The sequence below is a fragment of the uncultured Microbacterium sp. genome, from assembly GCF_963524805.1.
GTDB lineage: Bacteria > Actinomycetota > Actinomycetes > Actinomycetales > Microbacteriaceae > Microbacterium.
Window position 1 is genome coordinate 141,975 of the sequence record NZ_CAURGG010000006.1, and the last position, 26,694, is coordinate 168,668.

The window sequence follows — 26,694 nt, forward strand, 5'->3', positions numbered from 1 at the left end:
CAAGTCGATGAATGGGGGGATGCCGACGCCCGGGAGTCCGCCGTCAGTCCTTGTGCCGCGGCTTGCGCGGAGGGCGATCGTCGTAGGAGCGCTTGCCCGGACCGCCGGTGTCGAGGCGGATCTCGATGAGCTTGCCCGAGATGCGCGTGTCGGCGAGCCGGTCCAGCGTCGACTGCGGCATGTCGGCCGGCAGCTCGACGAGCGAGAAGTCGGGGCGGATCTGGATCGCACCGAAGTCCCCGCGGCTGAGGCCGCCCTCGTTCGCGAGGGCGCCGACGATCTGCCGCGGCTCCACCCGGTGCCGCTTGCCGACGGCGATCCGGTAGGTCGCCATGCGGCTGTTGGTCGGCCGCTGCCGGCGCTCGGGGCGGTCGTCCCGGTCGAAGCGACCCGGACGGTCGCCGCGCTCGGCACGATCCTCGAAGCCGCGGCGCTGCTGCTCGGGCTCCGGCTCCAGCAGCAGGGGGGACTCGCCCTGCGCGACGACGGCGAGCGCTGCCGCCACGTCGACCTCGGGTACGTCGTGGTTGCGCACGTAGTGGGCGATCACGTCGCGGAATCCGTCGATGCGCTCGGTCTGGGCGAGCGCGGCGGTGATGCGGTCGTCGAAGCGCGCGAGGCGGGTGACATTCACGTCATCGGCCGTCGGCAGCTGCATCTGGGTCAGCGGCTGACGGGTGGCGCGCTCGATCGCGGTCACCAGCCCGCGCTCACGCGGGGTGACGAAGCTGATCGCCTGACCCGAGCGCCCCGCGCGACCCGTGCGGCCGATGCGGTGCACGTAGGACTCGGTGTCGGTCGAGATGTCGAAGTTGACCACGTGCGAGATCCGCTCGACGTCGAGGCCTCGGGCGGCGACATCGGTGGCGACGAGGATGTCGAGCTTGCCCGACTTGAGCTGGTTGACGGTCTTCTCCCGCACCGGCTGGGCGACGTCGCCGTTGATCGCGGCGGCGGAGTAGCCGCGGGCGCGCAGCTTCTCGGCGATCTCCTCGGTGGCGCTCTTGGTGCGGGCGAAGACGATCATGCCCTCGAAGTTCTCGGTCTCGAGGATGCGCGTGAGGGCGTCGATCTTCTGCTGGTACGACACGATCAGGTAGCGCTGCGTGGTCGTGGCCGACGTGGTGGTCTTGGTCTTGACCGTGATCTCTTCGGGATCGTGCAGATACTGCTGCGACATGCGGCGGATCGTCGCCGGCATCGTGGCGGAGAACAGCGCGACCTGCTTCGTGGCCGGCGTGTCGGCCAGGATCGTCTCGACGTCCTCGGCGAAGCCCATCTTGAGCATCTCGTCGGCCTCGTCCAGAACGAGGAACTTCAGCTCCGACAGATCGAGAGTGCCCTTGTCGAGGTGGTCCATGATGCGGCCGGGGGTGCCCACGATGATGTGCACGCCGCGACGCAGCGCCGACAGCTGCACGCCGTAGCCCTGCCCGCCGTACACCGGCAGGACGTGAACTCCCTTCGTGTGCGACGCGTACTTCTCGAACGCCTCGCACACCTGCAGCGCGAGCTCGCGGGTCGGCGCGAGAACGAGCGCCTGCGGCGTCTTCTGCGACACGTCGAGCCGGTCGAGGATCGGCAGCGCGAACGCCGCCGTCTTGCCGGTTCCGGTCTGGGCGAGCCCGACGACGTCGCGTCCGGCGAGCAGGGTGGGGATCGTCGCGGCCTGGATGGCGGACGGGGTCTCGTAGCCCACATCGCGCAGGGCCTTGAGCACCGCCTCACCCAATCCCAGGTCGGCGAACGTCATCGCGGGGGGCTCTGCGGGAGCCTCGCCCTCGACGGGGGCATCAGCGGAAGTCACGCTTCAGGTTAGTGCGCGCCGATGTGAGGCGACAGGATGCCGCGCGCTCAGGCTGCGGGCGCCTTCGCCGGCCGCCCGCGCTTCGGCCGGTCGGCGGCCGGTGCCAGCGTCATCGCCTGCGGGGGCTGCGTGCTCAGGCGCCGCTCGGTGTGGTCGAGCCAGCGCAGGTCGGCCTCGGTGTGCGCGATCATCGCGTCGATGACGACCGCTCGGGCGAGGGCCTCGGGTCCGGTCTCGGCGATCAGCCTCGGTCGCCGCGTGAGCGCGTCGAGGCTCGCGCGGGATGCTGCCCGTTGCGCACCGATCACCGCCGCGATGTCGGCGCCGGGCAGGGTCGCGGCGACGGCCAGCTTGATCGCGAGCTCGTCGCGGGTCGTCTGCCCGCGCTCGACCGGCGAGCCGAGCCACGCCAGGACCTCCCGCGCACCGGCATCCGTGATCGTGTAGAAGACATGACCATGCTCGTCGGTGGCGCCCTTGGAGACCAGCCCGTCGCGTTCCAGGCGGTCCAGCGTGTTGTAGATCTGGCCGACGTTCAGCGGCCACATCGATCCGGTCCGCCGCTCGAACTCCGCCCGCAGCTGGTATCCGTAGCAGGGCCCCTGGCCGAGGATCGCCAGCAGGCTCTGTCTCACTGACATGTCGGACTCCTGTCGCTGTGCCGGTACTCGGTGCGGTGCATACCGGGTATGCAGTTGCCGAGTCTAGGCACGACCACCTCCGAGCGCGGATGCCGCCGCCCGCGTGTCGCCGGCCCGCTGCTTTCCAGCGCACTCCAAGGTCACGGGCGGATAACATGGCCGTGTATGCCTGCGCGCTCGCCGCCGGGCGGCACCGGCGCCGGACGGCGTCGCACCTGACAGATGGAGATGCTCCGTGGCCAACGCTCTCGAGAAACTGCTTCGCGCCGGAGAGGGACGAATCCTTCGGCGCCTCCAGCAGGTCGTGAAGGCCGTCAACGCCCTCGAAGAGGACTACACGCAGCTGACCGACGAAGAGCTGCGCGGCGAGACCGTCGAGCTGCGCGCGCGCTACGAAGCCGGCGAGACCCTCGACCGGCTCATGCCCGAGGCTTTCGCGGCGGTGCGCGAGGCCGCTCGCCGCACCCTCGGGCAGCGTCCGTACGACGTGCAGATCATGGGCGGCGCCGCCCTTCACCTCGGCAACATCGCCGAGATGAAGACCGGTGAGGGCAAGACGCTGACGGCCGTCTTCGCGGCCTATCTGAACGCGATCGCCGGCAAGGGCGTGCACGTCATCACGGTCAACGACTACCTGGCGTCGTACCAGTCCGAGCTCATGGGGCGCATCTACCGTGCGCTGGGCATGACGACCGGCACGATCGTCGCCGGCCAGACCCCCGACATCCGCCGCCAGCAGTACGAGGCCGACATCACGTACGGCACGAACAACGAGTTCGGCTTCGACTACCTGCGCGACAACATGGCCTGGCGCAAGGAGGATCTCGTCCAGCGGGGTCACTTCTACGCGATCGTGGACGAGGTGGACTCGATCCTGATCGACGAGGCCCGCACGCCGCTGATCATCTCCGGCCCGTCCTCGGGCGAGGCGAACCGCTGGTTCGTGGAGTTCGCCAAGATCGCCAAGACGCTCGAGGCGGGCGTGGACTACGAGGTCGACGAGAAGAAGCGCACGATCGGCGTGCTCGAGCCCGGCATCGAGAAGGTCGAGGATTACCTCGGCATCGACAACCTGTACGAGTCGGCCAACACGCCCCTCATCTCGTTCCTGAACAATTCGATCAAGGCCCTCGCCCTGTTCAAGCGCGACGCCGACTACGTCGTGATGAACGACGAGGTCATGATCGTCGACGAGCACACGGGTCGCATCCTGGTCGGCCGTCGCTACAACGAGGGCATCCACCAGGCCATCGAGGCGAAGGAGGCGGTGCCGGTCAAGGCCGAGAACCAGACCCTGGCCACCGTGACCCTGCAGAACTACTTCCGCCTGTACGACAAGCTCTCCGGGATGACCGGCACCGCCGAGACCGAGGCGGCCGAGTTCATGTCGACCTATCAGCTGGGCGTCGTGCCGATCCCGACGAACAAGCCGATGATCCGCAAGGACCAGTCCGACCTCGTCTACAAGAACGAACAGGCCAAGTTCGACCAGGTGGTCGAGGACATCGTCAAGCGTCACGCCAACGGCCAGCCGGTGCTGGTCGGCACCGTGAGCGTCGAGAAGAGCGAGTACCTCTCGCGACTGCTGGCCAAGAAGGGCATCAAGCACGAGGTCCTCAACGCCAAGAACCACGCGCGCGAGGCCGAGATCGTGGCGCGCGCCGGCCGATTCGGCGCGGTCACGGTCGCCACGAACATGGCCGGACGCGGCACCGACATCATGCTCGGCGGCAACGCCGAGTTCCTCGCCGTCCAGGAGATGAAGGCGAAGGGCCTGGACCCGGTCGAGACTCCCGACGAGTACGAGGCGGAGTGGGATGCCGTCTACCACGGCACCCGGGACACGGTCGCGGTCGAGGCCACCAAGGTCGTCGAGGCGGGTGGGCTCTACGTGCTCGGCACCGAGCGCCACGAGTCCCGTCGCATCGACAACCAGCTGCGCGGACGCTCGGGGCGTCAGGGCGACCCGGGCGAAAGCCGCTTCTACCTGTCGCTGACCGATGATCTGATGCGGCTGTTCCAGTCCGGAGCCGCCGAGGCGATCCTCGCGCGCACGAACTTCCCCGATGACGTCGCGATCGAATCGACCATGGTCAGCCGTGCGATCAAGAGCGCGCAGTCGCAGGTCGAGGGCCGCAACGCCGAGATCCGCAAGAACGTCCTCAAGTACGACGACGTCCTGAACCGCCAGCGCGAGGCGATCTACTCCGATCGGCGCCACATGCTGCAGGGCGATGACATCGCCGACCGCGTGCAGCACTTCATCGAGGACGCGATCAATGCCGTCATCGACGACCACACGGGCTCCGGTCACACCGAGAGCTGGGACTTCGACGCCCTGTGGACGGAGCTCAAGACGCTCTATCCCGTCGGCGTCACGATCGACGAGGTCGTCGCCGAGGCGGGGACGAAGGGCCGGATCACTCCGGAGGGCCTCAAGCGCGAGATCCTCTCGGACGCGGTCATCGCGTACAAGAACCGCGAAGAGACGCTGGGCGGTGCGGCCACGCGCGAGCTCGAGCGGCGGGTCGTGCTGCAGGTGCTCGACCGTCGCTGGCGCGACCACCTCTACGAGATGGACTACCTCAAGGACGGAATCGGCCTGCGCGCGATGGCCCAGCGCGACCCGCTGATCGAGTATCAGCGCGAGGGCTACCAGATGTTCCAGGCGATGATGGGCCAGATCAAGGAGGAGTCGGTCGGCTACCTCTACAACCTCGAGGTCGAGGTCCGTCGCCCCGCCGAGGGCGAGGGCGACCTCACCGCCGAGGTCGAGGCGAAGGGGCTGGGAGCCACGCCGGTCGAAGGGCAGCGACTCCAGTACTCCGCCGCGAACGACGCGGGGGAGGTCGAGGTGCGCAACGACCGCGGTCAGGTGCAGCAGGCTGCCACCAACAGGCTGCGCCAGGCGGCGGCATCCACCGCTCCCGCCGCGGCACCGGCGGCCGAGGCTCCTCGCGGAGCGTTCGGTCAGCGCACGGACACTGTCGCCCCGGCTGCGGCTGCACAGAACCGCGCGCAGCGCCGCGCCGCCGACAAGAAGAAGTAGGTGCGGGAGGGCACGCGCTCAGCGCGTGCCCCAGTCGTACGACTGCTTGCGCAAGCCCAGGTAGACGAAGGTCTCGGAGGAGATCACGCCCGGGAGTGCTCGGATGCGGCTGTTGAGCAGGTCCACGAGGTCGTCGTCGGACTCGCAGACGACCTCGGCCAGGATGTCGAAGCTGCCCGCTGTCAGCACGAGGTAGTCCACCGCGGAGATCTTCTCGAGAGCCGCTGCCACGTCGCGGGTGTCCCCGGCCACGCGCAGTCCGATCATGGCCTGCCGGTGGAACCCGAGCTGCATGGGGTCGGTCACCGCGACGACCTGCATCGCGCCGCTCTCGGTCAGCTTCTGCACGCGCTGCCGCACAGCAGCCTCACTCAGGCCCACCGCGCGCCCGATCTCGGCATACGAGCGCCGGCCGTCCTCCTGCAGCTGTTCGATGATCCGCTTGGAGAGGGCGTCGATCGCGCCGGGCTGGGACATGGTCAGATCCTGGCACCCGCACGGACGAGCGACAACAGGACGCGACGGATTTCGCACTTCCCGTGCGAAGGCGCAACGCATTCATGTGAAAGTTTTGTTTCGATGTACGGATTCCGTCGTCGATTCGCGGGTCGATCTGGCAGGATCGGTTCACCCGTCGTCGCGTCAGCGATATGTCCCTTCTGTATGAGGAGTGCTCCATGCCCCGTGGACCCCTGCCCGAAGACCCGGCCGTCCGCGCTCTGATCGCCCAGGCGCGCTCAGCGCAGATGAGCCGCCGCGGACTGATCGGCGGCGCCGGCGCGCTCTCGCTCGCCGCGTTCCTGGCCGCCTGCTCCGGCCGCGTCGGCGGCTCCGGCCCGGCCGCGTCGGCCAGCGCGGGGGAGGACCTGAGCGCGTCGCAGAAGACGCTCACCTGGGCGAACTGGTCGTTCTATCTGGATGAGGACGACGACGGCAACCACCCGACGCTGGACGCCTTCATGAAGGACAGCGGCCTGACGGTCAACTACGACGTGTCGATCGACGACAACAACACCTACTTCGCGAAGGTGCGCGACCAGCTCGCCCTCGGACAGGACATCGGGGCGGATGTCGTCTGCCTCACCGACTGGATGGCCTCGATCTGGATCCAATCCGGGTACACGCAGGCCTTCGATCAAGCCAACGTGCCCAACGCGCTCGCGAACCTCAACCCGAGCCTGCAGAACCCCGACTTCGACCCGGGCAGGGCCAACTCCCTGCCATGGCAGTCCGGGTTCGCCGGCATCGCCTGGAACAAGGAGAAGCTGCCGAACGGTCTGCAGAGCGTCGAGGACCTCTGGAACCCGGAGCTGAACGGTCGCATCGGCGTGCTCAGTGAGATGCGCGACACGATGGGCCTCATCATGCTGAGCCAGGGCGTCGACATCTCGGGCGCCAGCTGGGGGGACACCGAGTTCCAGAACGCGCTCGATGTGTTCGCCGAGCAGGTCTCCAACGGCCAGATCCGCAACATCAAGGGCAACTCCTATGCCGACGACCTCAAGAACGAGGACACCCTCGCGGCGATCGTGTGGTCCGGCGACATCACGGCCATCAACGCCGAGGTCGGCGACAAGTTCGGCTTCGCCCTTCCGGACTCGGGTGGAACGCTCTGGAGCGACAACTTCATGATCCCGATCGGGTCGCAGCAGAAGAGCAACGTCGAGAAGCTCATCGACTACTACTACGACCCGGCCGTCGCGGCGGAGGTCGCCGCGTGGGTGAACTACATCACCCCCGTCGCCGGAGCTCAGGACGCGATGGCCGACCTCGACCCCGACCTGGTGGAGAACCAGCTGATCTTCCCGAACGAGGAGACGCTGGCCCAGGCGCACATCTTCCGCACCCTGACGAACGAGGAGCAGCAGAAGTACAACTCCGAGTTCGAGGCCGTCGGCCTCGGCGCCTGACGTGGCAGCGGGAGAATTCGCCGAGTCCGGAGCCGATCTTCAGCTCGAGGGCATCCGCAAGACCTTCCCCGGGTTCACCGCGATCGAGGAGCTGGACCTGCTCATCCCGGCCGGATCGTTCTTCGCGCTTCTCGGGCCGTCAGGCTGCGGAAAGACGACGACGCTGCGTCTGGTCGCCGGGCTGGAGGAGCCGACCGCGGGCCGCATCCTGATCGGCGGCACGGACGTGACGACGATCAAGCCGCACAAGCGGCCCGTGAACACCGTCTTCCAGAGCTACGCGCTGTTCCCGCACATGAGCGTCATCGAGAACGTGGCGTTCGGTCTGAAGCGGCGCAGGGTGACGGATGCCGTCTCCAAGGCCCACGAGGCGCTGCGGCTGGTCGAGCTCGACCACGTCGCCGACCGCCGGCCCAGCCAGCTCTCCGGAGGCCAGCAGCAGCGGGTGGCGCTGGCCCGCGCGATCGTGAACCGTCCGGCCCTGCTCCTGCTGGACGAGCCCCTCGGCGCCCTGGATCTCAAGCTGCGCCGGCAGATGCAGCTCGAGCTCAAGTCCATCCAGGCCGAGGTCGGACTGACCTTCCTGCACGTGACCCACGACCAGGAGGAGGCCATGACGATGGCCGACACCGTCGCCGTCATGAACCACGGCCGCATCGAGCAGCTCGGCTCGCCGCAGGAGCTCTACGAACTGCCCCGCACCGGCTTCGTGGCCAGCTTCCTCGGGCAGTCGAACCTCTTCCCCGCCGAGGTCGAGTCCACCGCGGGCGGCCTTCTGACCGCTCGCACGGCGGGCGGCGTCCTGGCCCTGCCGCAGGAGCGCGCGGTCGTCACCTCCGGCGCCATCACGGTGGGTGTCCGGCCCGAGAAGCTGCGCCTGCTGAGCGAGGAGCCCCCGCGCGACGGTCTGGAGAACGTGCTCGGCCCGGGTCGGATCATCGATGCCTCCTTCGCCGGCGCCAGCACGCAGTACATCCTGCAGATGCCGGGCCTGGGCGAGATCTCCGTGTTCGAGCAGAACATGGTGTTCGGCTCGGTCTTCACCGCCGGCTCCGAGGTGTGGGTCGCGTGGCGGCGCGAGCACACCTTCGGACTGGATGCCGCCGCCCGCGTCGAGGCCGCGGAAGCGCAGCGCGGCGAAGAGCCCGACCTGGCGGACATCGGAGCCGCCTGAGATGGCGATCTCGGCCCTCGTCCCGGCGGGACTTCAGGCGGCACGCGAACCCGAGCGTCGCCGGGGCGGGGTGATCGCGCTCGCGCTGCTGGTGCCGGGACTGGCCTACCTTGCGCTGTTCTTCCTCGTGCCGTTCGTGTCGCTGCTGATCACCTCGTTCGGCATCAACGACACTGCCACGTACGGCGGCTACTACTACGCGTTCTACTGGCAGAACTACATCGACGTGATCGCGGCCTACTGGCCCCAGTTCCTGCGCTCGTTCTGGTATGCCCTGCTCGCCACGGTCTTCGCCCTGCTGATCAGCTACCCGATCGCCTACTTCATCGGGGTGACGATCCGGGAGCGCAAGCTGCTGCGCAACCTGCTGCTGGTGCTGGTCATCGCCCCGTTCTTCATCTCCTTCCTGCTGCGCACGCTCGCCTGGAAGCAGATCCTGTCGGATGAGGGACCGGTCGTGGGGGTGCTGCAGGTGGTCGGGCTGATGGGGCCGCAGGACCACATCACCGGCACCCCGTTCGCTGTCGTGTTCGGCCTGACCTACAACTTCATCCCCTTCATGACCCTGCCGCTGTTCGCCTCGCTCGACCGCCTCGACAAGCGGCTGATCGAGGCCGGAAGCGACCTGTACGCGAGCAACGCCGCGACGTTCTGGAAGGTGACCTTTCCGCTGTCGCTCCCCGGCGTCATCTCCGGCACGCTGCTGACCTTCATCCCCGCCGCCGGCGACTACGTCAACGCGAGCCAATCGTTCCTCGGAGGACCGGGCACGGCCATGATCGGAAACGTCATCCAGTCGAAGTTCCTGATCACTGTGAACTATCCGCAGGCCGCGGCGCTGTCGATCCTGCTGATGGCCGTCATCGTGGTCATCGTCGGGTTCTACGTCCGCCGCGCCGGAACGGACGATCTGCTGTGACCGCCGTGCAGACCAGCACGATCCAGATGCGCAGCCGGGACACCCGCCGACGCCGACCCGTCGGATCGTGGCTGCTTCCGCTCTATGTCACCGTGGCCTTCCTCGTCCTGCTGATCCCGATCATCTACACGTTCGCGTTCTCGTTCAATGCCGCCAACCGCTCCAACATCTCGTGGAACGGCTTCACGCTGGAGAACTGGCTCACGGTGTGCGCGCAGCCCGATGTCTGCGTCGCGTTCGGCAACAGCCTGCTCGTCGGTGCGATCGCCACCCTCATCGCGACGACTCTGGGGACGATGATCGCCCTCGCCCTGGTGCGGTACCGCTTCCGCGCCCGCAGCTCGATCAGCCTCCTGCTGTTCCTGCCGATGGCCACCCCCGAGGTCGTGATCGGCGCCGGCCTGGCTTCGCAGTTCCTCACCATCGGGGTCGCCAAGGGCCTCGTCACGATCATCATCGCCCACACGATGTTCTGCCTGAGCTTCGTCGTCGTCACCGTGCGCGCCCGGGTGCTCTCCCTCGACCCGGCGCTCGAGGAGGCCGGGCGCGACCTGTACGGCTCGCCGCGGGAAGTGTTCTGGCGCATCACCTTCCCGCTGCTGCTGCCGGGCATCGTCGCGGCGGCGCTGCTGTCGTTCAGCCTCAGCTTCGACGACTTCATCATCACGTACTTCACCTCCGGCACGGTGCAGACCTTCCCCGTCTACATCTACGTGGCCGCCCAGCGCGGCATCCCTCCGCAGGCGAACGTCATCGCGTCGGCGGTCTTCCTCATCGCGATCGCCGCGACGCTGATCTTCCAGGTCGTCTCCGCACGTCGGGCGAGCCGCGTGCGCCGCTGACGGCGATCGGGTCGGTCCAGCGGATGGCGATTGGCCGGATCGACTGCGGTCTATCCTGAACCGATGAGCCCCCTACGCCCCCTCGACCAGTCGAGCAAGCTCAGAGACGTCCTCTACGAGATCCGCGGGCAGGCGCTCGTCGAGGCCGATCGGCTCGAGAACGAGGGCCACACGATCCTGAAGCTCAACACCGGCAACCCGGCGGTGTTCGGCTTCGAGGCGCCGTTCCAGATCGTCCGGGACATGATCGAGGCCGTGCCGCACGCCCACGGGTACAGCGACAGCCGTGGCATCATCTCCGCCCGCCGCGCCGTGGTGTACCGGTACGAGCAGGACCCGACCTTCCCGCCGTTCGGACCCGACGACGTCTACCTCGGCAACGGGGTCTCCGAGCTGATCACCATGGTCATGCAGGCGCTGCTGGACGAGGGCGACGAAGTGCTGATCCCCGCACCGGACTACCCGCTCTGGACCGCGATGACGAGCCTCGGCGGGGGAACGCCCGTGCACTACCTCGCCGACGAGGCCAACGGCTGGCAGCCGGACCTCGAGGACATCCGCGCGAAGGTCACCCCCCGCACCAAGGCGATCGTGGTGATCAACCCCAACAATCCGACCGGCGCGGTCTACTCGCGGGAGGTGCTGGAGGGCATCGCCGACATCGCCCGGGAGAACTCCCTGCTGGTGCTCTCGGATGAGATCTACGACCGCATCCTGTTCGACGATGCCGTCCACATCCCGATGGCCTCGGTCGCCCCCGATCTGCTCGTCCTCACCTTCAACGGGCTGTCCAAGACCTACCGGGTGGCGGGGTACCGCTCCGGCTGGCTCGTGATCACCGGCCCGAAGGGACACGCCCGCGGCTTCATCGAGGGCATCACCCTGCTCGCATCGACCCGGCTGTGCCCGAACGTCCCGGCGCAGCACGCCGTGCAGGCGGCGCTGTCCGGGGTGCAGTCGATCGACGCTCTGATCGGTCCCTCGGGGCGGCTGCATGAGCAGCGGGATGCCGCGTGGGAGAGCCTCGAGGCGATCCCGGGCGTGAGTTGCGTCAAGCCGCAGGGCGCCCTGTACGCCTTCCCGCGCTTCGATCCGGACGTACACGAGATCCGCGACGACGCGAAGTTCGTGTACGACTTCCTGGTCGCCGAGCACGTGCTGCTTGTGCAGGGCACCGGGTTCAACTGGCCGACCCCCGATCACGTCCGGATCGTGACGCTGCCGGAGGCGCGCGTGCTCAGCGAGGCGATCGAGCGGCTCGGCAACTTTCTGGCCTCGTACCGGCCGTAGCCGACCGGTCAAGCCCCTGCCGCGCGCGCGGGCGCGGTTCGTAGAGTCTGCGTATGGCTATCGAACTGAACGAACCGGCTCTGAAGCACGCCCGCTCCCTCGTGCGCGAGGGCAAGGTCGTCCGCGATCAGCGGGACGACTGGTCGGAGGCGGCGCCGACCGCCGACGAGGAGAACGCCTTCATCGAGGAACACGGATGGACCGAGTACTCGCACTGGCATCTGGGCATCGACAAGGCCGAGAGCGCCGAGACCAAGGGGCGATACACCTTCCCGTTCGGCGACTTCCGGAAGGTCCATCGCTCGGGGGTGATCTCTGGCGAGAGCCGCGCCGGACAGTACGATCACGATGACATCCGGGACGCGCTGAAGAAGCTGCTCGAGCTCATCGATCAGGACTGACTCCGGCGCGGCGGTGAGCGCACGCCCCGGGCCTTGCGCGCAGAGTCGACGAGCGAACCGGCCACGACGCTGGGGTCGGTCCGCCGCCGGTCAGAGGATGGCGAGCGAAGTGGCTCGCCAGCGGCCGTCCATGCCTTCCAGCCGCAGGGCGACCGAGCGCGCCCGGGCGGCGCTCTGAACCACCACCACCGCCTCGACCACGCTGTCCGCCGGGGAGGAGTGGTGCACCGACAGCAGGGTGTAGACCGGCCGGATCGCGGGAACACCCCGTGCGCTTCGCGCCCGTGCGGCGAGATTGGCGCGCGTGAGCAGCTTGCGATAAGCGTCCTCGGTGAGCCAGCGGGCCAGCTGATCGACTTCGCGCACTCCCGCGAAGACCTCGAGCACGCCGCGCGTGAGGTTGCGCAGGAAGGGCTCAGGATCGGGCAGATCCGCGGACGGTGTGCGCTGGGGGGCGAAGAATTCGGAGAGGTCGCGCGCGGCGACGGGTCCGGACGTGGCGCGGGGGGAGCGCGAAGGCGTCGTTGCCATGGAAGCCAATCTCGACAGGGGGATGTCCTGGCGAAAAGTACAACATAGGAGCTTCTTCGCAGAGAAGATCCAGCCTCGACCTGTGGAGAACTTCTCATCGACTCGTGATCATCTGCCCTACCCTCGGTGGGTGCGCTGGGAGAACTTCTTCGACGACCTCGAGGGTCAGCTCGCTGCCGAATGGGAGGCTGAGCGCGCTGCCCTGGACACGGAGGCCGAGCGGCTGCGGCTCTCGCGCGTCACTCTTCGAGAGCGCTTGGCGATGCTCGTGGACCGCGAGGGCGATTCCTCCGTCCCCTCCTTCGACCTGATCGACGGAACGGTGCTCTCCGCCGAAGTCACCGGCGTGGGTGCGGACTGGGCGGCTCTGGACGGGGGGCGGTCCGGCGCGATGATCGTGCCGTTCTCGGCGCTCGCCGCGATCGGGATGCCGCACGCCGACGTGCTGCGGACGGCACGGCCCGCTCCGGCCCGCTCCGCACTGGTGGAGCGGATGAGCCTGGGCTTCATCGCACGCGACCTCGTGCGCCGGCGCATCCCGGTCACGATCCATCTCACGCGCGGGCGTGCGCTGAGCGGCACGATCGACCGCGCCGGAGCCGATCACCTGGACATCGCGCTGCACGAACCGGGAACACCTCGGCGCGCGAGCGAGGTGACGGGTCACCGCATCGTGCCGTTCTCCGCGGTCGCGTGGATCAGACTCGAGGAGGGCGCCACACTCGGCTGAGCGCCGGAGTCGGCTCAGTCGCCGTTTCGGACGACGCCGGTTCCCCACAGCTCGGGAAAGCTCGCTTCGTTCGACTGACGCCATAGGGCCATGCGACGCGCCTCTTCGGCCTGCTCGTCCAGGTACTGCGCCACACTCGACTCTTCGATCCGCCAGCGGGCCGGGGAGCCGACGCGCAGCCCGCGCAGCCGCGCCTGCTCGACGAGAGCCATCACTTCGTCCACCGTGACGCCGAGCACTTCCGCGACCTGCGCGGGAGCCAGCAGGCGCACGTCGGACGTCGGAATCTCGGGCATGCCCCCATTATGGAGCGCTCCGGGCGGTGTGTCCTCCGCGGCGCACCCGCTGTGGATAACCGCGACGCCGCTTTCGCGCTCTGCGTCACGATGGTCTCATGTCCGCACTCGATGCCGTCCGTCCCCGATCGCGCGCCTTCTGGGGCGATGCCCGGTTCTTCCTGGGCATCCTGCTGGTCATCGCCTCCGTCGCCGGGGTCTGGTTCGTGGTGTCGGCGGCGCGTCAGACCGCTCCCGCCTTCGCCGCGAATCGCACGATCGTGCCGGGCGAGGCGATCTCGGGCGATGACCTGCGGCTGGTGGATGTCTCTCTCGGACAGCTGGGCGACGCGTACCTGCAACCCCAAGCGCTCGCCGACGGTCTGGTCGCGACCCGCACGATCCCCTCCGGCGAGCTGGTGGCGCGCAGCGCCGTCGGCGATGCAGCCGCGGTGCGCACGACCAGCGTCGTGCTGCGCAGCGCCGTCGATGTCCCCGCCTCGGTCCGCGCCGGCTCGGTCATCGAGGTGTGGGCGGCGCCGCTGATCGAGCGCGGCCTGTACGACACGCCGCGCATTCTCGTCGCCGACGCGACGGTCGTCTCCGTCACGCGCGACGATTCGATGATCGGCGGCGGCTCAGCGGCGCTGGAGATCGTCATCCCACGCGCAGATGTGGCCGCGACGCTCGCTGCGATGGCGGCGCAGTCCGCACTCTCGGTGGTGCCGGCATCCGGAGCATCGCAGTGAGGGTCATCGTCGCCGTCGACGAGCCGCACGGCAGCGATCTGGCGGCCGGACTCGAGGCGGAGGGAGTGACCGTGCTGGCGCTCGTGCCGGCGTCGGCGCTCGCGGCGAAGGCCGAGAACGGTGACGCAGCGCCCGCACCGGCGCGCCGGAGCCGGGGCGGCGGCCCGGGCGGGGAGGCCCTCGAGGCTGCGCTCGACCAGGCGGATGCCGTCGTGCTCGAGACCTCCCGGGCGAGCATCAGCGCCGAGGTCGTGGCGATGTGCGATCGGCGTGCGGTGCGCATCGTCCCCCTCGTGGTGGACAGCTCCGATGAGCGGCGGGTCGCGACGTTCGGGCTCGAACCCGCGCTGGCGCTCGGGGTGGAGGCGAGGCAGCTCGCCGAGCGCCTCGGCGCGCCACCGGTTCGCGCGGCCGAGGCATCCGCCGATGCCGGGTCACCGAGGCCGCGGGTGATCGTCGTGTGGGGACCGGCCGGGTCTCCCGGCCGCTCGACGCTCGCGATCGAACTCGCCGTCGAGCTCGGGCGTGGCGGCCGCCGTGTCGCGCTGGTGGATGCCGATTCCCACGCCCCCTCCATCGCGCTCGCGCTCGGGCTGGCCGACGAAGCCCCCGGGTTTGCGGGGGCCTGCCGGCAGGCCGAACTGGGCGGGCTCGATGCGCGCGAGTTGACGAGGATCAGCGCCCCGCTGGGGACCACCGGCATCGACGTGCTCACGGGGCTCAACCGCCCGTCGCGCTGGCCCGAGCTCACTGAGAGCCGTGTCGCCGCGGCGCTCGCCGCGTGTCGCGAATGGGCCGACTACACGGTGGTCGACGTCGCCGCGTCCCTCGAGCGCGACGAGGAGATCGTCAGCGACCTCGAGGGACCACGGCGCAACGCCGCCACCCTCGCGGCACTCCGGTCCGCCGACCTGGTCGTCGCCGTCGCGGCGTGCGATCCCCTGGGCATCTCGCGGTTCCTGCGGTCCTATCCCGAGCTGCAGGCGACGATCGGCGCGACGCCGGTCGCGGTGCTGGCCAACCGGCTGCGCCCCGGGGCCCTCGGGATCGATGCGCGCGGGCAGGTACGCCGCACGCTGGACCGGTTCGGCGGCATCTCGGACGTGTGGTTCGTCCCGGCCGATTCCCGTGCGGCGGATGCCGCCCTGCTCGCGGCCCGACCGATCGCCGGCGGGGCGGCGCGCTCGCCCATCCCGACGGCGGTGCGACGCTTCGTGGGCGAGGCCGTGGCACCCGCCGAGGTCGCCGCCGCCGGCATCCGTCGCTCGTCACGTCGTCGCTCGGCGCAGGCCGTGCCCGCGTAGCAGGGGCGCGTCGCGCCACGTATAGCCTGGAGTGGTGTCGACGCTCAGCGATCTCGTCTACGCCCAGGGTCGGTCCAGCGAAGCCGATGTCGAGTGGCTGCATCGTCTCGCCGGCGATGGTCAGCTTCTGGCGGACCTCGCCTTCGCCGACATCGTCATCTGGGTGCCCACCGGCGACGATTCGTTCGTCGCGGTCGCCCACACGCGGCCGGGCGGCGCGGCGACGCTGTTCTACCGCGACATCGTCGGCGACCGCGTCCGGCCCCAGTGGCGCACGCAGGTTCGCGAGGCGTTCGAGAGCGGCCGCATCGTCGATTCGGCCTCACCGGACTGGTTCGAGGAGACGCCGACCCGGGTGCGGGCCGTGCCGATCGTCCGCGCCCGCAATGGCGAGCCGCTTCTGACCATGGGGGTGCTCACTCGCCACACGAACCTCGGTGAGACGCGCACGCCGTCGCGTCAGCAGATCACCTTCAACGACTGCGCCGACGATCTGTTCGGCATGATCGCGTCGGGGGAGTTCCCCGACCTGTCCGCGCCGACCGCTCCACGCCGCGGCGCACCGCGCGCCTCCGACGGGCTCATCCGGCTGGACGTCGACGGCGTCACGACCTTCGCGAGCCCCAACGCGCTTTCGGCGTTCAACCGGATGGGCTTCGACGACGAGCTCGAGGGGGAGTCGCTGAGCGAGGTGACCACCCGGATCCTGCCCGACAAGCGCGAGTTCGACGAGTCGCTGCCGCTCGTGGTCACCGGCCGTGCGCCGTGGCGCACCGACATCGAGGCGCGCAGCGTCACCGTGTCCCTGCGCGCCATTCCGCTGCGCGACCGGGGCACCCGCATCGGAGCGATCGTGCTGTGCCGCGACGTGACCGAGCTTCGTCACCAGGAGCAGGAGCTCATCACCAAAGACGCCACGATCCGCGAGATCCACCATCGCGTCAAGAACAACCTCCAGACCGTGGCGTCGCTGCTGCGCATCCAGGCCCGCCGCTCGCACTCGGAAGAAGCGCGCGAGGCGCTCACCCAGGCGATGCGCCGCGTCGCCGCGATCGCGGTCGTGCACGACACGCTCTCGGAGGGGCTGTCGCAGACCGTCGATTTCGACAACGTCTTCGACCGGGTGCTCAAGCTCGTCGCCGAGGTGGCCGCGGCACCCAATACGCGCGCGCGCACGCGGTCGTCCGGAAAGTTCGGCACCCTGCCCAGCGAGTATGCGACTCCGCTCGCGCTCGCGCTGACCGAGCTGGTCACCAACGCCGTCGAGCACGGCCTCGCCGGGCAGGAGGGCGACGTGGAGATCATCGCCGAGCGCGGCGAGGAGAACCTGGCGGTGCGGGTGCGCGACACCGGCTCGGGCCTTCCCGAGGGTCAGGTCGGTCGGGGTCTGGGCACGCAGATCGTGCGCACCCTCATCCAGGGCGAACTGGGGGGGACGATCGACTGGCACACGCTGGTCGGCAGCGGGACCGAGGTCACGATCGACATCCCGATGCGCTACATCGAGCGCGAACGGGCCTGACCTTCAGGACGCGCGGCGAGCGCGAGCGGCGCGGCGCTTGAGCGCGCGACGCTCGTCTTCGGAGAGGCCTCCCCAGACGCCGGAGTCCTGCCCGGTCTCGAGGGCGTACTGCAGACAGATCTCCGTCACGGTGCAACGTGCGCAGACCGACTTGGCCTTCTCGATCTGATCGACGGCCGGTCCGGTGTTCCCCACGGGGAAGAACAGCTCGGGGTCGACGGTCAGGCAGGCGGCCTTATCGCGCCAGTCCATGGGGGTGCTCCTTGATGATGATCGGGTGTTCAGAGCCCGGATTCGGGTCCGATACCCTGTGGGAGATGCGAGTTATGCTCGCCCCACCTCGCTGTGGGAGCACACGGCTTCATCAATGGTCCCACAGCGGTCAGTGCTTATCAAGGGTCCGAGCCTGCCGGTATGTGTGCAGATGCTGGGTGTCCCCTGCGTGAGCCGCATGATCCGGCGGGTGCCGAGCGAAGACGAAGGAGCGAAGAGGATGCCGACACACGCCGCCGCGCGCGCCGCAGCCGCCCTGCTCGCCCTCGAGGCGATCGCGATCGCGGGCTTGGTGCTCTGGCAGCTGGGCGCGCTGCTGGCCGGCGACACCGACTCGCTCGAGAGCGCGATCGCGCTGCTCGTCCTCACGGCGATCGGCGCCGTCGCCGTGTTCGCGTTCGCCGTCGCGACGTGGCGCGGTCAGTCGTGGGGCCGCTCGGGCGGAATCGTGACTCAGCTGCTCATCCTCGCGGTCGCCCTCGGCGCGGTGACCGGGGTGTACGCGGAACCGGCGACCGGTCTGCTCCTCGCCGCACCGGCGATCGTGACGCTGGTGCTGCTGGTCATCGCGGTGCGCGCGGCCGGGCGCGAGTCCCGCGATGCGGCATCCCCCGACGCGTCCTAGCCGACGCCCACCAGCGAGCGCACCCGCGCGACGTGACCGGTGGCCTTGACGTTGTAGAGCGCCTCCTGTACCCGACCGTCGGCATCGATCACGAAGGTCGAGCGGATGACGCCCTGATAGGTCTTGCCGTAGTTCTTCTTCTCGCCCCACGCGCCGTAGGCGTTGAGCGCCTCGTGATCCGGGTCGCTGAGCAGGTCGTAGGGAAGAGCGTCACGCTCGCGGAACCGACGGAGCTTCTCGGGCTGATCCGGCGAGATCCCCAGCACGGTGTAACCCGCCGCCTGCAACGGCGCCAGACTGTCGCGGAAGTCGCAGGCCTCGGTCGTGCAGCCGGGGGTCATCGCCTCGGGGTAGAAGAACAGGACGACGCCGTGGCCGCGCAGGTCCTTCAGCGAGACCGGCTTCTCGTCCTGGTCGAGCAGGGTGAAGTCGGGGGCGGGCGTTCCGGGTGCGAGGACGACTGAGCTCATCGCTCCAGGATACGTAACCCGGATGCCGCTCAGGGCGCTCCGGCGAAGGTGAGCAGCAGGCGCTGCAGGGAGTCCAGGCGCGCGGCGCCGTTGGGTCCCAAGCGGCCCTCCGCAGCGGCCTCGACGATCGCGCAGTCCGGGGCGTCCGGAAGATGCGTGCAGCCCCGCGGACAGTCCTCCGCGATCCTGGCGAGCTCGGTGAAGGCGCCGAGGATGTTGGCCGGGTCGACGTGGCCGAGACCGAAGGAGCGCACACCCGGCGTGTCGATGACCCATCCGTTGCCTCCGTCGCCGCGGTAGCGCAGCGAGACCGTCGACGAGGAGGTGTGGCGGCCGCGCCCGGTGACCTCGTTGACGTGGCCGGTGGCGCGCATGGCGCTCGGAACGAGCGCGTTGACCAGCGTCGACTTGCCGACGCCCGAGTGGCCGACGAAGACGGTGGAGTGCCCGATCAGCTGCGCGCCGATGCGCTCGAGCGGCATCTCCTCCTGGGCGCTCGTGAACACCTCGAGATCCAGGCCCTCGAAATGCGAGAGGAAGTCGGAGGGATCGGCGAGGTCGGTCTTGGTCACCACGAGGAGCGGCTTCACTCCGGCATCCAGGGCCGCCACGAGGTAGCGGTCGACGAGGCGCTCGCGGGGCTCGGGATCGGCGGCGGCGACCACGATGAGCATCTGATCGGCGTTCGCGACGATCACGCGCTCGACCTGATCGGTGTCATCCGCCGAGCGCCGCAGCAGGGACGTGCGCTCTTCGATGCCGATGATGCGTGCGAGTGTGCCTTCCGCCCCCGTCCGATCGCCGACGATGCGCGCGCGGTCCCCCGTCACGATCTGCATCCGGCGCAGCTCGCGGGCGCGGGTGGCCAGCACACGACGCTCGTCGGGGCCGTCCTCGTCGGCGAGGACGGTGTAGCGTCCGCGGTCCACGCCGAGCACCCGCGCGATCTGCGCATCCGCGTGGGCAGGGCGGCGCTTGGTGCGGGGACGGTTGGCTTTGGGGTTGGGCCGTGCCCGCAGGGTGGATTCGTCGAACTCGTCTTCGTCGTCGTCCTCCGAGAGCCAGCTCACCGTGCGCGGACCACCTAGGACGCCACGTCGTGCAGCGGTTCGGCGTGCGCGTCATCGCCGGGGGAGCCGGCGAGCATGTCGAGCCACAGCTGCGGGAATTCCGGCATGGTCTTGGCGGTCGTGCCGATGTCGTCGATCTCGACACCGTCCACTGCCAGGCCGATCAGCGCACCGGTCGTGGCGAGACGGTGGTCGTGGTGCGCTCGCCACGTGCCGCCGTGCAGAGGACGCGGGACGATGCGGATGCCGTCCGCCAGCTCGTGCGCCTCTCCGCCGAGCGCGCGCAGCTCGCTCACGAGCGCCGCGATGCGGTCGGTCTCGTGTCCGCGGATGTGGCCGATGCCGTAGAACGTGCTCTCGGAGTCCGCGAAGGCGGCGAGTGCCACGAGGGTGGGAGTGAGCTCTCCGGCGGCGGAGAGGTCGAGGTCGACCCCGGCGATGCCGGCGCCGCCGGTGACGGTCAAGGCACCGCCGCGACGGGAAGCGCGGGCGCCCATGAGCGTGAGGATCTCGGTCAGCATCGCGCCGGGCTGCGTCGAGTGGGCCGGCCAGCCGGTCACCGAGACGCTTCCGCCGGCGATCATCGCCGCGGCCAGGAACGGCGCCGCGTTGGAGAGGTCGGGCTCGATCGGGGTGTCCTTCGCCCGCACGGGTCCGGCAGGGACGACCCACTCCCCGGGAGCCGGCCGCTCGACGTGCACGCCGCGGTGGGCCAGGGATTCGATCGTCATGTCGATGTGCGGCATGCTCGGGAGGCGTTCGCCCCGGTGGATCAGGTGCAGGCCGACATCGAAGCGGGGCGCGGCCAGAAGCAGTCCGGTGACGAACTGGCTGGACTGGCTCGCATCGACCACCACTTCTCCGCCGCGGACGTGGCCGTGACCGCGCACGGTGAACGGCAGGGACCAGTGCCCGCCGTCGTCGATGTCCACTCCGACATCGCGCAGCGCCTTGATCATGGTCCCCATGGGTCGGTGCAGCGCGCTCTCGTGCGCCGTGAGGGTGACATCGCCCCGCGCGAAACCCGCCAGACCGGCGACGAAACGCATGACAGTGCCGGCCTGACCGCAGTCGATGACGGTCGAGCCCTGCAGCGGCCAGATCGGCGTGATGACGAGGTCGTCGCCGTACCGGCCGTTGCCCGGAGTCGATTCGATCCCCACTCCCAGGGTGCGCAGCGCATCGATCATCCGCGCGGAATCGTCCGAGTGCAGCGGGGCGGCCAGCCGGCTCGGACCGTCGGCCAGCGCCGCGAGGATGAGCTCCCGATTGGTGAGGGATTTGGAACCCGGCACGGTCACGGTCGCACGCATGGCACCGCCCGCGCGGGGCGCATGCCAGCGGCCGCGCACAGTCGGTGCGGGAACGTGGGAATACCGGTCGCCTGTCATCGGGTTCTACCCTACTGACACGCCGCTGACAACCGTCGGCGGCAACGCAGCAGAAGTGGAGTCCGATGCTCGCCACGCTGGAACGCCCCGGGCTCGTCGACCTCGATCAGGCCGACGAGGCGTGGGATCCCGCCGCCGTAGACTGGCGGGTGATGAACGACGAGGCAGAAGCCGCCACCGACGCGCGCACGCAGTTCGAGGTGCAGGCGCTCCCCTTCATGGACCAGCTGTACGCGGCGGCCATGCGGATGACGCGCAACCCGGCGGATGCCGCCGACCTGGTGCAGGAGACGTTCGTCAAGGCGTTCGGCTCGTGGGGGACCTTCACCCAGGGGACCAATCTCAAGGCGTGGCTGTACCGGATCCTCACCAACACCTACATCAACATCTATCGCAAGAAGCAGCGCGAGCCCTACCAGGGCACGATCGACGAGCTGGAGGACTGGCAGCTCGGCGGCGCGGAGTCGACCACCGCGACCAGCAGCCGGTCCGCCGAGGCGGAGGCCATAGACCGCATGCCGGCGTCGGTCGTCAAGGACGCGCTGCAGGCGATCCCCGAGGACTTCCGGTTGGCGGTGTACCTCGCCGACGTCGAGGGCTTCGCCTACCAGGAGATCGCCGACATCATGAAGACGCCGATCGGCACGGTCATGAGCCGCCTGCATCGTGGCAGGCGCATGCTTCGTGAGCTGCTGGCGGATTACGCGGCCGAGCGGGGAATCAGCGCGGCCACAGGGAGCGGGAAATGACCGATTGCGGATGTGAGAGGGCGCGACGCGACCTCGAGGAGTATCTCCGGCACGAGGTGTGCAAGACCTCGCAGACCGACATCGCCGAGCACCTCGAGAACTGCGCGAGCTGCCAGGACGAGGCGCTCGTGGCGCGGACGCTGACCGACGTCGTCGCGCGTGCGTGCAAGGAGACGGCCCCCGAGCAGCTGCGCGACCAGGTTCTCGAGCGGCTGCGCGCCGCACAGGCCACCCACTGACCTAGAGGCCGCCACCCTGCGGAACGAACACCGTGAGGGCGGCGGGGGCGATCTCGATCGTCAGCGGCAGCGCTCCGATCGGATCGCCGTCGGCATACGCCGTCACGCCGGATGAGGTCAGTGTCACGGACGTGACGCGGTGAGTGGACACCTCGGGCACCGTGATGTGCGTGCCGCGGTAGACGCGGGGCAGCAGTCGCAGCAGCCGGAGCCGTCCAGCGGGGCGCACCAGCGTGACATCCAGCTCGCCGTCGGTGATGTCGGCAGCGGGGCAGATCGGGATGCCGCCGCCGTAGCTCGGGCCGTTGCCGACCGTGGCCATCACCAGATCGCCGGCGATGTGCTGGCGCGTGCCGTCGGCGAGTACGAGGTCGATCTCGTACGGGATGCCCTTGAGCGTCAGGAACTCGATCAGGATCGCGATGTTGTAGCGCGAGCCGCCGCGCGGCCAGCGCATCGCGTTGGCGCGGTCATTCACGCGCGAGTCGAATCCGCTCGCCAGCACGCTTCCGAACAACGCCGTCGTGCCGTCCTCCCTCGTGACTCGCGCGAGGTCGACGAGTCGGGTCCGACCCGCGACGATCGCATCGGCGGCCGCCTCGGCGTCGAGTTCGCGAAGCCCCAGGGCGGCCGCCATGTCGTTGCCGGTGCCGGCAGGCACGATGCCCAGCGGCACACCCGTGCCGGCGAGGTGCTGAATCGCCAGGCGGACCGTGCCGTCGCCGCCCGCGACGACGACGGCATCGGTTCCGAGGGCGACGGCGGCGCGAAGGAGTTCGCTGGATTCTGCGGCGCTTCCGCCGCTGATGATCGTGGTTCGCACACCCCGAGCCCGCAGTCGCTCTGCCGCTCGCGTGCCCGAGCCCGTGTGGGCGCCGGCGCGCGCGGCCGGGTTGACCAGCAGGGTGACGTTCATTCCGACTTCTCCGGGGTGCGACCCTCGGCGGGCACGAGCGCGCCCGGGTTCATGATGCCGCGCGGATCGACCGTCGCTTTGACTGCTCGCAGCACGGCGACTCCGAGATCCCCGATCTCGGACGCCAGGTAGGGACGGTGATCGCGACCGACAGCGTGGTGGTGGGTGATCGTGCCCCCCGCCGCGCCGATCGCGTGGGAGGCGGCATCCTTCGCCCGGGCCCACTGCGCGGCGGGATCGGCCGTGAGGGCGGCGACCACCGTGAAGTACAGCGATGCCCCCGCCGGGTACACGTGCGAGATGTGACACATCACGATCGGCTTCGTTCCCTCGCCGCTGAGGCTGTCCGTGAGCGCTCGCGTCACGGCGGTCTTCAGGGGGCGGAGGTTCGTCCATGTCGTCGCGGTCTCGAGCGTCTCGGCGAGCACGCCGATGTCCAGGAGGGTGTCGCGCAGGGCAGGCGCGGCGAAGCGGCCGCGCTCCCACGACCACGCGGGGTCCTCGCCGCGCGCCTTGGCGCCGTGCCGGCCGAAGACCCCATCGATCTGCGCGATGCCGGCATGGGCTTCAGCGGCGTCGGTCCCCTCGAAGGTGGCCACCGCCAGCGCACCGCGGGCACGCGTCAGGTGCCCGCCCATGAGGGCGTTGACGCGCGTCTCGCTCGGATCGCTCAGTCGCAGCACCGTGGGCCGGATGCCGCGCTGAGTGAGTTCGCGCAGGGCGTCGGCTCCGGCGGCGAAGTCGCCGAACGTCCAGGCGCCGTACGCGGTCGCCGCCGGCAGCGCGCGGATGCGGACGGTCACCTCGGTGATGACGCCGAAGGCGCCCTCCGACCCCAGGAAGAGCTGGCGCAGGTCCGGACCGGCCGCGCTCGCCGGCGCCCGCCCGAGACGCAGCTCGCCGGCAGGCGTCGCGATGCGCATCGCATGCACGAGGTCGTCGAACCGGCCGTACCCGCGCGAGGCCTGACCGCTCGAGCGGGTCGCCGCGTAGCCCCCGATCGAGGCGTACTCGAAGCTCTGCGGGAAGTGACCGAGGGTCCAGCCGCGCTCGTTCAGCAGCTCTTCCGCCTGGGGTCCGGTCGTCCCGGCGCCCAGCGTCGCCAGCAGCGAGGTCTCGTCGAGATCGGCGAGTGCGGCAGTCCGGGCCAGGTCGAGGGCGATGACGCGCGTATGGGCGCCGCGTTCGGGGTCGACGCCCCCGACCACGCTCGTCCCACCCCCGAAGGGCACCACGGCGATCAGGCGCTCGTCGCACACGGCGAGCACAGCGGCGATCTCGTCGTGGGAAGCGGGCGCGACCACCGCGTCCGGGGCGTCCTGAGGGTCATCCCGGCGCCGGGCGAGCAGGTCGGGCGTGCTCTTCCCGCCGAGATGCAGCATGCGCACTGCGTCGTCGACGCTCACCGCGTCCCCGCCGACGATCGCCGCGAGCGCCGAGAGGTCCGTACCGTCCATGCGCGACGGCGTGAGCCGCGGGGCGGCGCGGCGCGGCACGGGGTGGGCCTTGCCGGGGAGGACCGTCGCCACCAGCGCCTTCGCTCCGGCCGGCAGCCGTGCGGTGTCGTTGCCCCAGGCGTCCCACGCGGACCGGGCCCGCGCCGCGGGACGCGCAAGCGGTTCTGCCGCGCCGTCGTCGTGAGCTGACATCGCGACAGTATGACACATTCTGTATGGTTGTCACATGGCGGACGAGGCGAGCGACACCCGCACGGCGCTGCTCGACGCCGCCCTCGCCGAGATCCTGGCGCACGGCATCCGCCGCACCACCGCTTCGGACATCGCTCGACGGGCCGAGATGTCGCGCCAGACCCTCTACCGGTACTGGTCCGACGTCCAGGCCCTGCTGGCCGCGCTGGTGACCCGGGAGCTGTTCGCGGTCGTGCCGCACGGGGGCAGCGTGGTGTCGCTGGACCAGCTGGCGGATCGCCTCGTCGAGACGGCCGATCGGATCCAGGCGCTGCCGCTGCTGGCCCGGTTGCGCGAGACCGACTCCGAGCTGTTCGCGCGGTACATCCTCGAGCGCCTCGGCACGAGCCAGCGCGGCATCCACCGCGAGATCGCCGCGCGCCTTCAGGCCGGCCAGGATGCCGGCTTCGTCCGCGGCGGCGACCCCGACCGCCTCGCCGCCATGGTGCTGCTGATCGCCCAGTCCGCGATCCAGTCCGCACCCCTCGTCGCGGAATGGCTGCCGCACGAGGCGTGGCGCAGCGAACTGCGCGCGGCCATCGTCGGCTACCTGGCGCCGGCGGGCGCGCCGAGATGAGCCGCATCCAGGGGCGCCGGCCGCACCCCAGCGCGCTCAACGCGGATCGCCGCTCCCGCGAGCTCGCCGCGCTGGGAGACGAGGGCCGCATCGACGTGCTCGTGATCGGCGGCGGCATCACGGGCGCCGGGATCGCGCTGGATGCTGCGAGCCGGGGGCTTCGGACCGTGCTCGTCGAGCGCCACGACCTCGCCCACGGCACGAGCCGATGGAGCTCGAAGCTCGTTCACGGCGGCCTGCGATACCTCGCCTCGGGGCAGTTCGCCATCGCCCACGAGAGCGCAGCAGAACGCCATCTGCTCATGACGAGCATCGCTCCCCACCTCATCCGACCGCTCGCCCAGGTGCTGCCGCTGTATGCGCCGGGTTATATGGCCCGCGGTGCATACGTCGGCGTGGGGTTCGGCCTGGGCGACGGGCTGCGCCGGCTCGTCGGCACTCCGGACGCGGTGCTGAGCAGTCCGGGGCCGATCGGGCGCGATCGCACGCTCCACCTCGTCCCCGCCGTCCGCGAACAGGGTCTGCGAGGGGCGATGCGCGGATGGGACGGGCAGCTGTTCGACGACGTCCGGCTCGTGGTCGCGGTCGCCCGCACGGCGGCGGGGTACGGTGCGAGCATCCTGACGCGTGTCGAGGCGCGCAACGTGCAGGGTGACGGCGCCGTCCTGCGCGACACGCTGACCGGGAGCGAGCTGCAGGTGGGCGCCCGAGCCGTGATCAGTGCGACCGGAGTGTGGGCGGGAGAGCTCGATCCTCGCGTGCGCCTCCGCCCGAGCCGAGGCACTCATCTGGTCGTCGAGACGCGCCGACTGGGCGGTTCCGATGCCGGGCTGACGATCCCCGTCCCCGGATCGAGCAGCCGGTTCGTCTTCACGGTGCCCGCCCCCCACGATCGCACGTACATCGGCCTGACCGACGTGCCGGCGGACGGCCCGCTGCCCGAGGTGCCGCACGCCACGGAGGCTGAGATCGACATGCTGCTGGAGACTGCCAACACGGTGATGCAGCGACCGCTCGAGCGGTCCGACGTGATCGCCACCTTCGCCGGCCTCCGCCCTCTGCTGATGTCGGCGGACGCGGAGGGGGCGCCGACGAGCGACCTCTCCCGCCGCCACGCGATCCTCGAGTCCGACGACGGAATCCTCTCCGTCGTCGGCGGCAAGCTCACGACCTACCGGCGCATGGCACAGGACGGGGTGGATGCCGCGGTGACCACGCGCTTCACGGGGGGAGCCGTGGCGGCATCCCGGACACGCTCGCTGCCCCTCGTGGGCGCGTGGCCACGCGACCGATCCGGAAAGATCGCCGCACCCGCCCGCCTCGTGCGCCGCTACGGCGCGGAGGCGCCCTTCGTCGCGGATCTGCCCGCCGGACCGGCCTCGGCCCGCGGCGTGACGGCCCAGGAGCTGAGGTGGGGCGTGCGGGTCGAGGGCGCCCTGGACGTGGACGACCTGCTCGATCGGCGCACTCGCCTGGGTCTGGTCGCCGCCGATCGGGAAGCGTCGACGGATGCCGCCGCCGCAGCCCTCGCGGACTGACCGCGTGCCTGTCC

27 protein-coding genes are annotated in these 26,694 nt (G+C 69.9%); 16 read left to right on the top strand and 11 right to left on the bottom strand.

Annotated elements, in window-relative coordinates:
• Positions 1 to 43 precede the first annotated feature (43 nt).
• Both RWQ91_RS12665 and RWQ91_RS12670 read right to left on the bottom strand, forming a co-directional pair.
• The gene (locus RWQ91_RS12665; RefSeq protein ID WP_314506618.1) at positions 44 to 1,753 is read right to left on the bottom strand and encodes a DEAD/DEAH box helicase; all 1,710 of its coding nucleotides are present in this window, start codon (positions 1,751 to 1,753) and stop codon (positions 44 to 46) included.
• A 101-nt stretch (positions 1,754 to 1,854) separates the two neighbouring features.
• Positions 1,855 to 2,448 (bottom strand): PadR family transcriptional regulator, encoded by a 594-nt coding sequence (locus RWQ91_RS12670; protein ID WP_314506560.1) that lies wholly within the window; start codon positions 2,446 to 2,448, stop codon positions 1,855 to 1,857.
• Between the two features lie 235 nt (positions 2,449 to 2,683).
• Here RWQ91_RS12670 and secA point away from each other — a divergent pair, with 235 nt between their 5' ends.
• Complete coding sequence (secA, locus tag RWQ91_RS12675) at positions 2,684 to 5,497, top strand: preprotein translocase subunit SecA (protein ID WP_314506562.1); 2,814 nt, start codon at positions 2,684 to 2,686, stop codon at positions 5,495 to 5,497.
• Positions 5,498 to 5,515: 18 nt separating this feature from the next.
• Here the strand turns inward: secA and RWQ91_RS12680 are convergent, their stop codons facing one another.
• Positions 5,516 to 5,974, bottom strand: a complete 459-nt coding sequence (locus RWQ91_RS12680) for an Lrp/AsnC family transcriptional regulator (protein WP_314506563.1) — start codon at positions 5,972 to 5,974, stop codon at positions 5,516 to 5,518.
• Positions 5,975 to 6,174: 200 nt separating this feature from the next.
• Between RWQ91_RS12680 and RWQ91_RS12685 the strand changes: the two genes are divergently transcribed.
• From RWQ91_RS12685 to RWQ91_RS12710, 6 genes are all read left to right on the top strand, one after another.
• Positions 6,175 to 7,407, top strand: coding sequence for a spermidine/putrescine ABC transporter substrate-binding protein (locus RWQ91_RS12685; RefSeq protein WP_314506565.1), 1,233 nt, complete (start codon positions 6,175 to 6,177; stop codon positions 7,405 to 7,407).
• Between the two features lies 1 nt (position 7,408).
• A complete protein-coding gene (locus RWQ91_RS12690; protein ID WP_314506568.1) occupies positions 7,409 to 8,581 on the top strand; it encodes an ABC transporter ATP-binding protein in 1,173 nt (390 codons plus the stop codon).
• 1 nt (position 8,582) lies between these two features.
• Entirely contained in the window at positions 8,583 to 9,500 is a 918-nt protein-coding gene (locus RWQ91_RS12695; protein ID WP_314506571.1) for an ABC transporter permease, read from the top strand.
• A gap of 26 nt (positions 9,501 to 9,526) precedes the next feature.
• Entirely contained in the window at positions 9,527 to 10,342 is an 816-nt protein-coding gene (locus RWQ91_RS12700; RefSeq protein ID WP_399546424.1) for an ABC transporter permease, read from the top strand.
• A gap of 63 nt (positions 10,343 to 10,405) precedes the next feature.
• Positions 10,406 to 11,632, top strand: coding sequence for a pyridoxal phosphate-dependent aminotransferase (locus RWQ91_RS12705; RefSeq protein WP_314506576.1), 1,227 nt, complete (start codon positions 10,406 to 10,408; stop codon positions 11,630 to 11,632).
• A 53-nt stretch (positions 11,633 to 11,685) separates the two neighbouring features.
• Positions 11,686 to 12,033: a hypothetical protein gene (locus tag RWQ91_RS12710; protein ID WP_314506578.1), complete on the top strand. Its 348-nt coding sequence runs from the start codon at positions 11,686 to 11,688 to the stop codon at positions 12,031 to 12,033.
• A 90-nt stretch (positions 12,034 to 12,123) separates the two neighbouring features.
• On the opposite strand, the gene RWQ91_RS12715 is transcribed toward RWQ91_RS12710, so the two are convergent.
• Entirely contained in the window at positions 12,124 to 12,564 is a 441-nt protein-coding gene (locus RWQ91_RS12715) for an Rv3235 family protein (protein ID WP_314506579.1), read from the bottom strand.
• A 130-nt stretch (positions 12,565 to 12,694) separates the two neighbouring features.
• Between RWQ91_RS12715 and RWQ91_RS12720 the strand changes: the two genes are divergently transcribed.
• Positions 12,695 to 13,294: a hypothetical protein gene (locus RWQ91_RS12720; RefSeq protein WP_314506580.1), complete on the top strand. Its 600-nt coding sequence runs from the start codon at positions 12,695 to 12,697 to the stop codon at positions 13,292 to 13,294.
• 14 nt (positions 13,295 to 13,308) lie between these two features.
• Here RWQ91_RS12720 and RWQ91_RS12725 read toward each other — a convergent pair whose 3' ends face one another.
• Positions 13,309 to 13,590, bottom strand: a complete 282-nt coding sequence (locus RWQ91_RS12725; protein ID WP_314506582.1) for a helix-turn-helix domain-containing protein — start codon at positions 13,588 to 13,590, stop codon at positions 13,309 to 13,311.
• Between the two features lie 98 nt (positions 13,591 to 13,688).
• Between RWQ91_RS12725 and RWQ91_RS12730 the strand changes: the two genes are divergently transcribed.
• From RWQ91_RS12730 to RWQ91_RS12740, 3 genes are read left to right on the top strand one after another with little or no spacing between them, the layout of a single operon-like run.
• Complete coding sequence (locus tag RWQ91_RS12730; protein ID WP_314506584.1) at positions 13,689 to 14,318, top strand: SAF domain-containing protein; 630 nt, start codon at positions 13,689 to 13,691, stop codon at positions 14,316 to 14,318.
• On the top strand, positions 14,315 to 15,622 hold the full coding sequence (locus RWQ91_RS12735) for a P-loop NTPase (RefSeq protein ID WP_314506585.1): 1,308 nt from the start codon (positions 14,315 to 14,317) through the stop codon (positions 15,620 to 15,622). The genes RWQ91_RS12730 and RWQ91_RS12735 overlap by 4 nt, the downstream gene beginning before the upstream one ends.
• Before the next feature lie 34 nt (positions 15,623 to 15,656).
• Positions 15,657 to 17,144 carry a histidine kinase N-terminal domain-containing protein gene (locus RWQ91_RS12740; RefSeq protein WP_314506586.1) on the top strand — a complete coding sequence of 496 codons (1,488 nt, stop codon included), beginning with the start codon at positions 15,657 to 15,659 and terminating at the stop codon, positions 17,142 to 17,144.
• A 3-nt stretch (positions 17,145 to 17,147) separates the two neighbouring features.
• Here RWQ91_RS12740 and RWQ91_RS12745 read toward each other — a convergent pair whose 3' ends face one another.
• Complete coding sequence (locus RWQ91_RS12745; protein ID WP_018171995.1) at positions 17,148 to 17,396, bottom strand: WhiB family transcriptional regulator; 249 nt, start codon at positions 17,394 to 17,396, stop codon at positions 17,148 to 17,150.
• Positions 17,397 to 17,637: 241 nt separating this feature from the next.
• Here RWQ91_RS12745 and RWQ91_RS12750 point away from each other — a divergent pair, with 241 nt between their 5' ends.
• Positions 17,638 to 18,042 carry a histidine kinase gene (locus tag RWQ91_RS12750; protein WP_314506589.1) on the top strand — a complete coding sequence of 135 codons (405 nt, stop codon included), beginning with the start codon at positions 17,638 to 17,640 and terminating at the stop codon, positions 18,040 to 18,042.
• On the opposite strand, the gene bcp is transcribed toward RWQ91_RS12750, so the two are convergent.
• The 3 genes from bcp to aroA are packed head-to-tail and all read right to left on the bottom strand — an operon-like array spanning position 18,039 to position 20,973.
• On the bottom strand, positions 18,039 to 18,512 hold the full coding sequence (gene bcp / locus RWQ91_RS12755; protein ID WP_314506590.1) for a thioredoxin-dependent thiol peroxidase: 474 nt from the start codon (positions 18,510 to 18,512) through the stop codon (positions 18,039 to 18,041). The two genes, RWQ91_RS12750 and bcp, sit on opposite strands and share 4 nt — an antisense overlap.
• Positions 18,513 to 18,541: 29 nt before the next feature.
• On the bottom strand, positions 18,542 to 19,582 hold the full coding sequence (gene rsgA, locus RWQ91_RS12760; RefSeq protein WP_314506591.1) for a ribosome small subunit-dependent GTPase A: 1,041 nt from the start codon (positions 19,580 to 19,582) through the stop codon (positions 18,542 to 18,544).
• Positions 19,583 to 19,596: 14 nt separating this feature from the next.
• On the bottom strand, positions 19,597 to 20,973 hold the full coding sequence (gene aroA / locus RWQ91_RS12765) for a 3-phosphoshikimate 1-carboxyvinyltransferase (protein WP_314506592.1): 1,377 nt from the start codon (positions 20,971 to 20,973) through the stop codon (positions 19,597 to 19,599).
• A gap of 65 nt (positions 20,974 to 21,038) precedes the next feature.
• On the opposite strand from aroA, the gene RWQ91_RS12770 reads away from it, so the two are divergent.
• Entirely contained in the window at positions 21,039 to 21,722 is a 684-nt protein-coding gene (locus tag RWQ91_RS12770; protein ID WP_399546415.1) for a sigma-70 family RNA polymerase sigma factor, read from the top strand.
• Entirely contained in the window at positions 21,719 to 21,961 is a 243-nt protein-coding gene (locus RWQ91_RS12775) for a zf-HC2 domain-containing protein (RefSeq protein WP_314506593.1), read from the top strand. The genes RWQ91_RS12770 and RWQ91_RS12775 overlap by 4 nt, the downstream gene beginning before the upstream one ends.
• 1 nt (position 21,962) lies before the next feature.
• Here RWQ91_RS12775 and RWQ91_RS12780 read toward each other — a convergent pair whose 3' ends face one another.
• Both RWQ91_RS12780 and RWQ91_RS12785 read right to left on the bottom strand, forming a co-directional pair.
• A complete protein-coding gene (locus tag RWQ91_RS12780) occupies positions 21,963 to 22,877 on the bottom strand; it encodes a diacylglycerol kinase (RefSeq protein WP_314506595.1) in 915 nt (304 codons plus the stop codon).
• Positions 22,874 to 24,526 (bottom strand): FAD-binding oxidoreductase, encoded by a 1,653-nt coding sequence (locus RWQ91_RS12785; protein ID WP_314506596.1) that lies wholly within the window; start codon positions 24,524 to 24,526, stop codon positions 22,874 to 22,876. Before RWQ91_RS12785 ends, RWQ91_RS12780 begins: the two co-directional genes overlap by 4 nt.
• A gap of 34 nt (positions 24,527 to 24,560) precedes the next feature.
• Between RWQ91_RS12785 and RWQ91_RS12790 the strand changes: the two genes are divergently transcribed.
• Complete coding sequence (locus tag RWQ91_RS12790) at positions 24,561 to 25,142, top strand: helix-turn-helix domain-containing protein (RefSeq protein WP_314506599.1); 582 nt, start codon at positions 24,561 to 24,563, stop codon at positions 25,140 to 25,142.
• A complete protein-coding gene (locus tag RWQ91_RS12795; RefSeq protein WP_314506600.1) occupies positions 25,139 to 26,680 on the top strand; it encodes a glycerol-3-phosphate dehydrogenase/oxidase in 1,542 nt (513 codons plus the stop codon). Before RWQ91_RS12790 ends, RWQ91_RS12795 begins: the two co-directional genes overlap by 4 nt.
• The last annotated feature ends 14 nt before the right edge of the window (positions 26,681 to 26,694 follow it).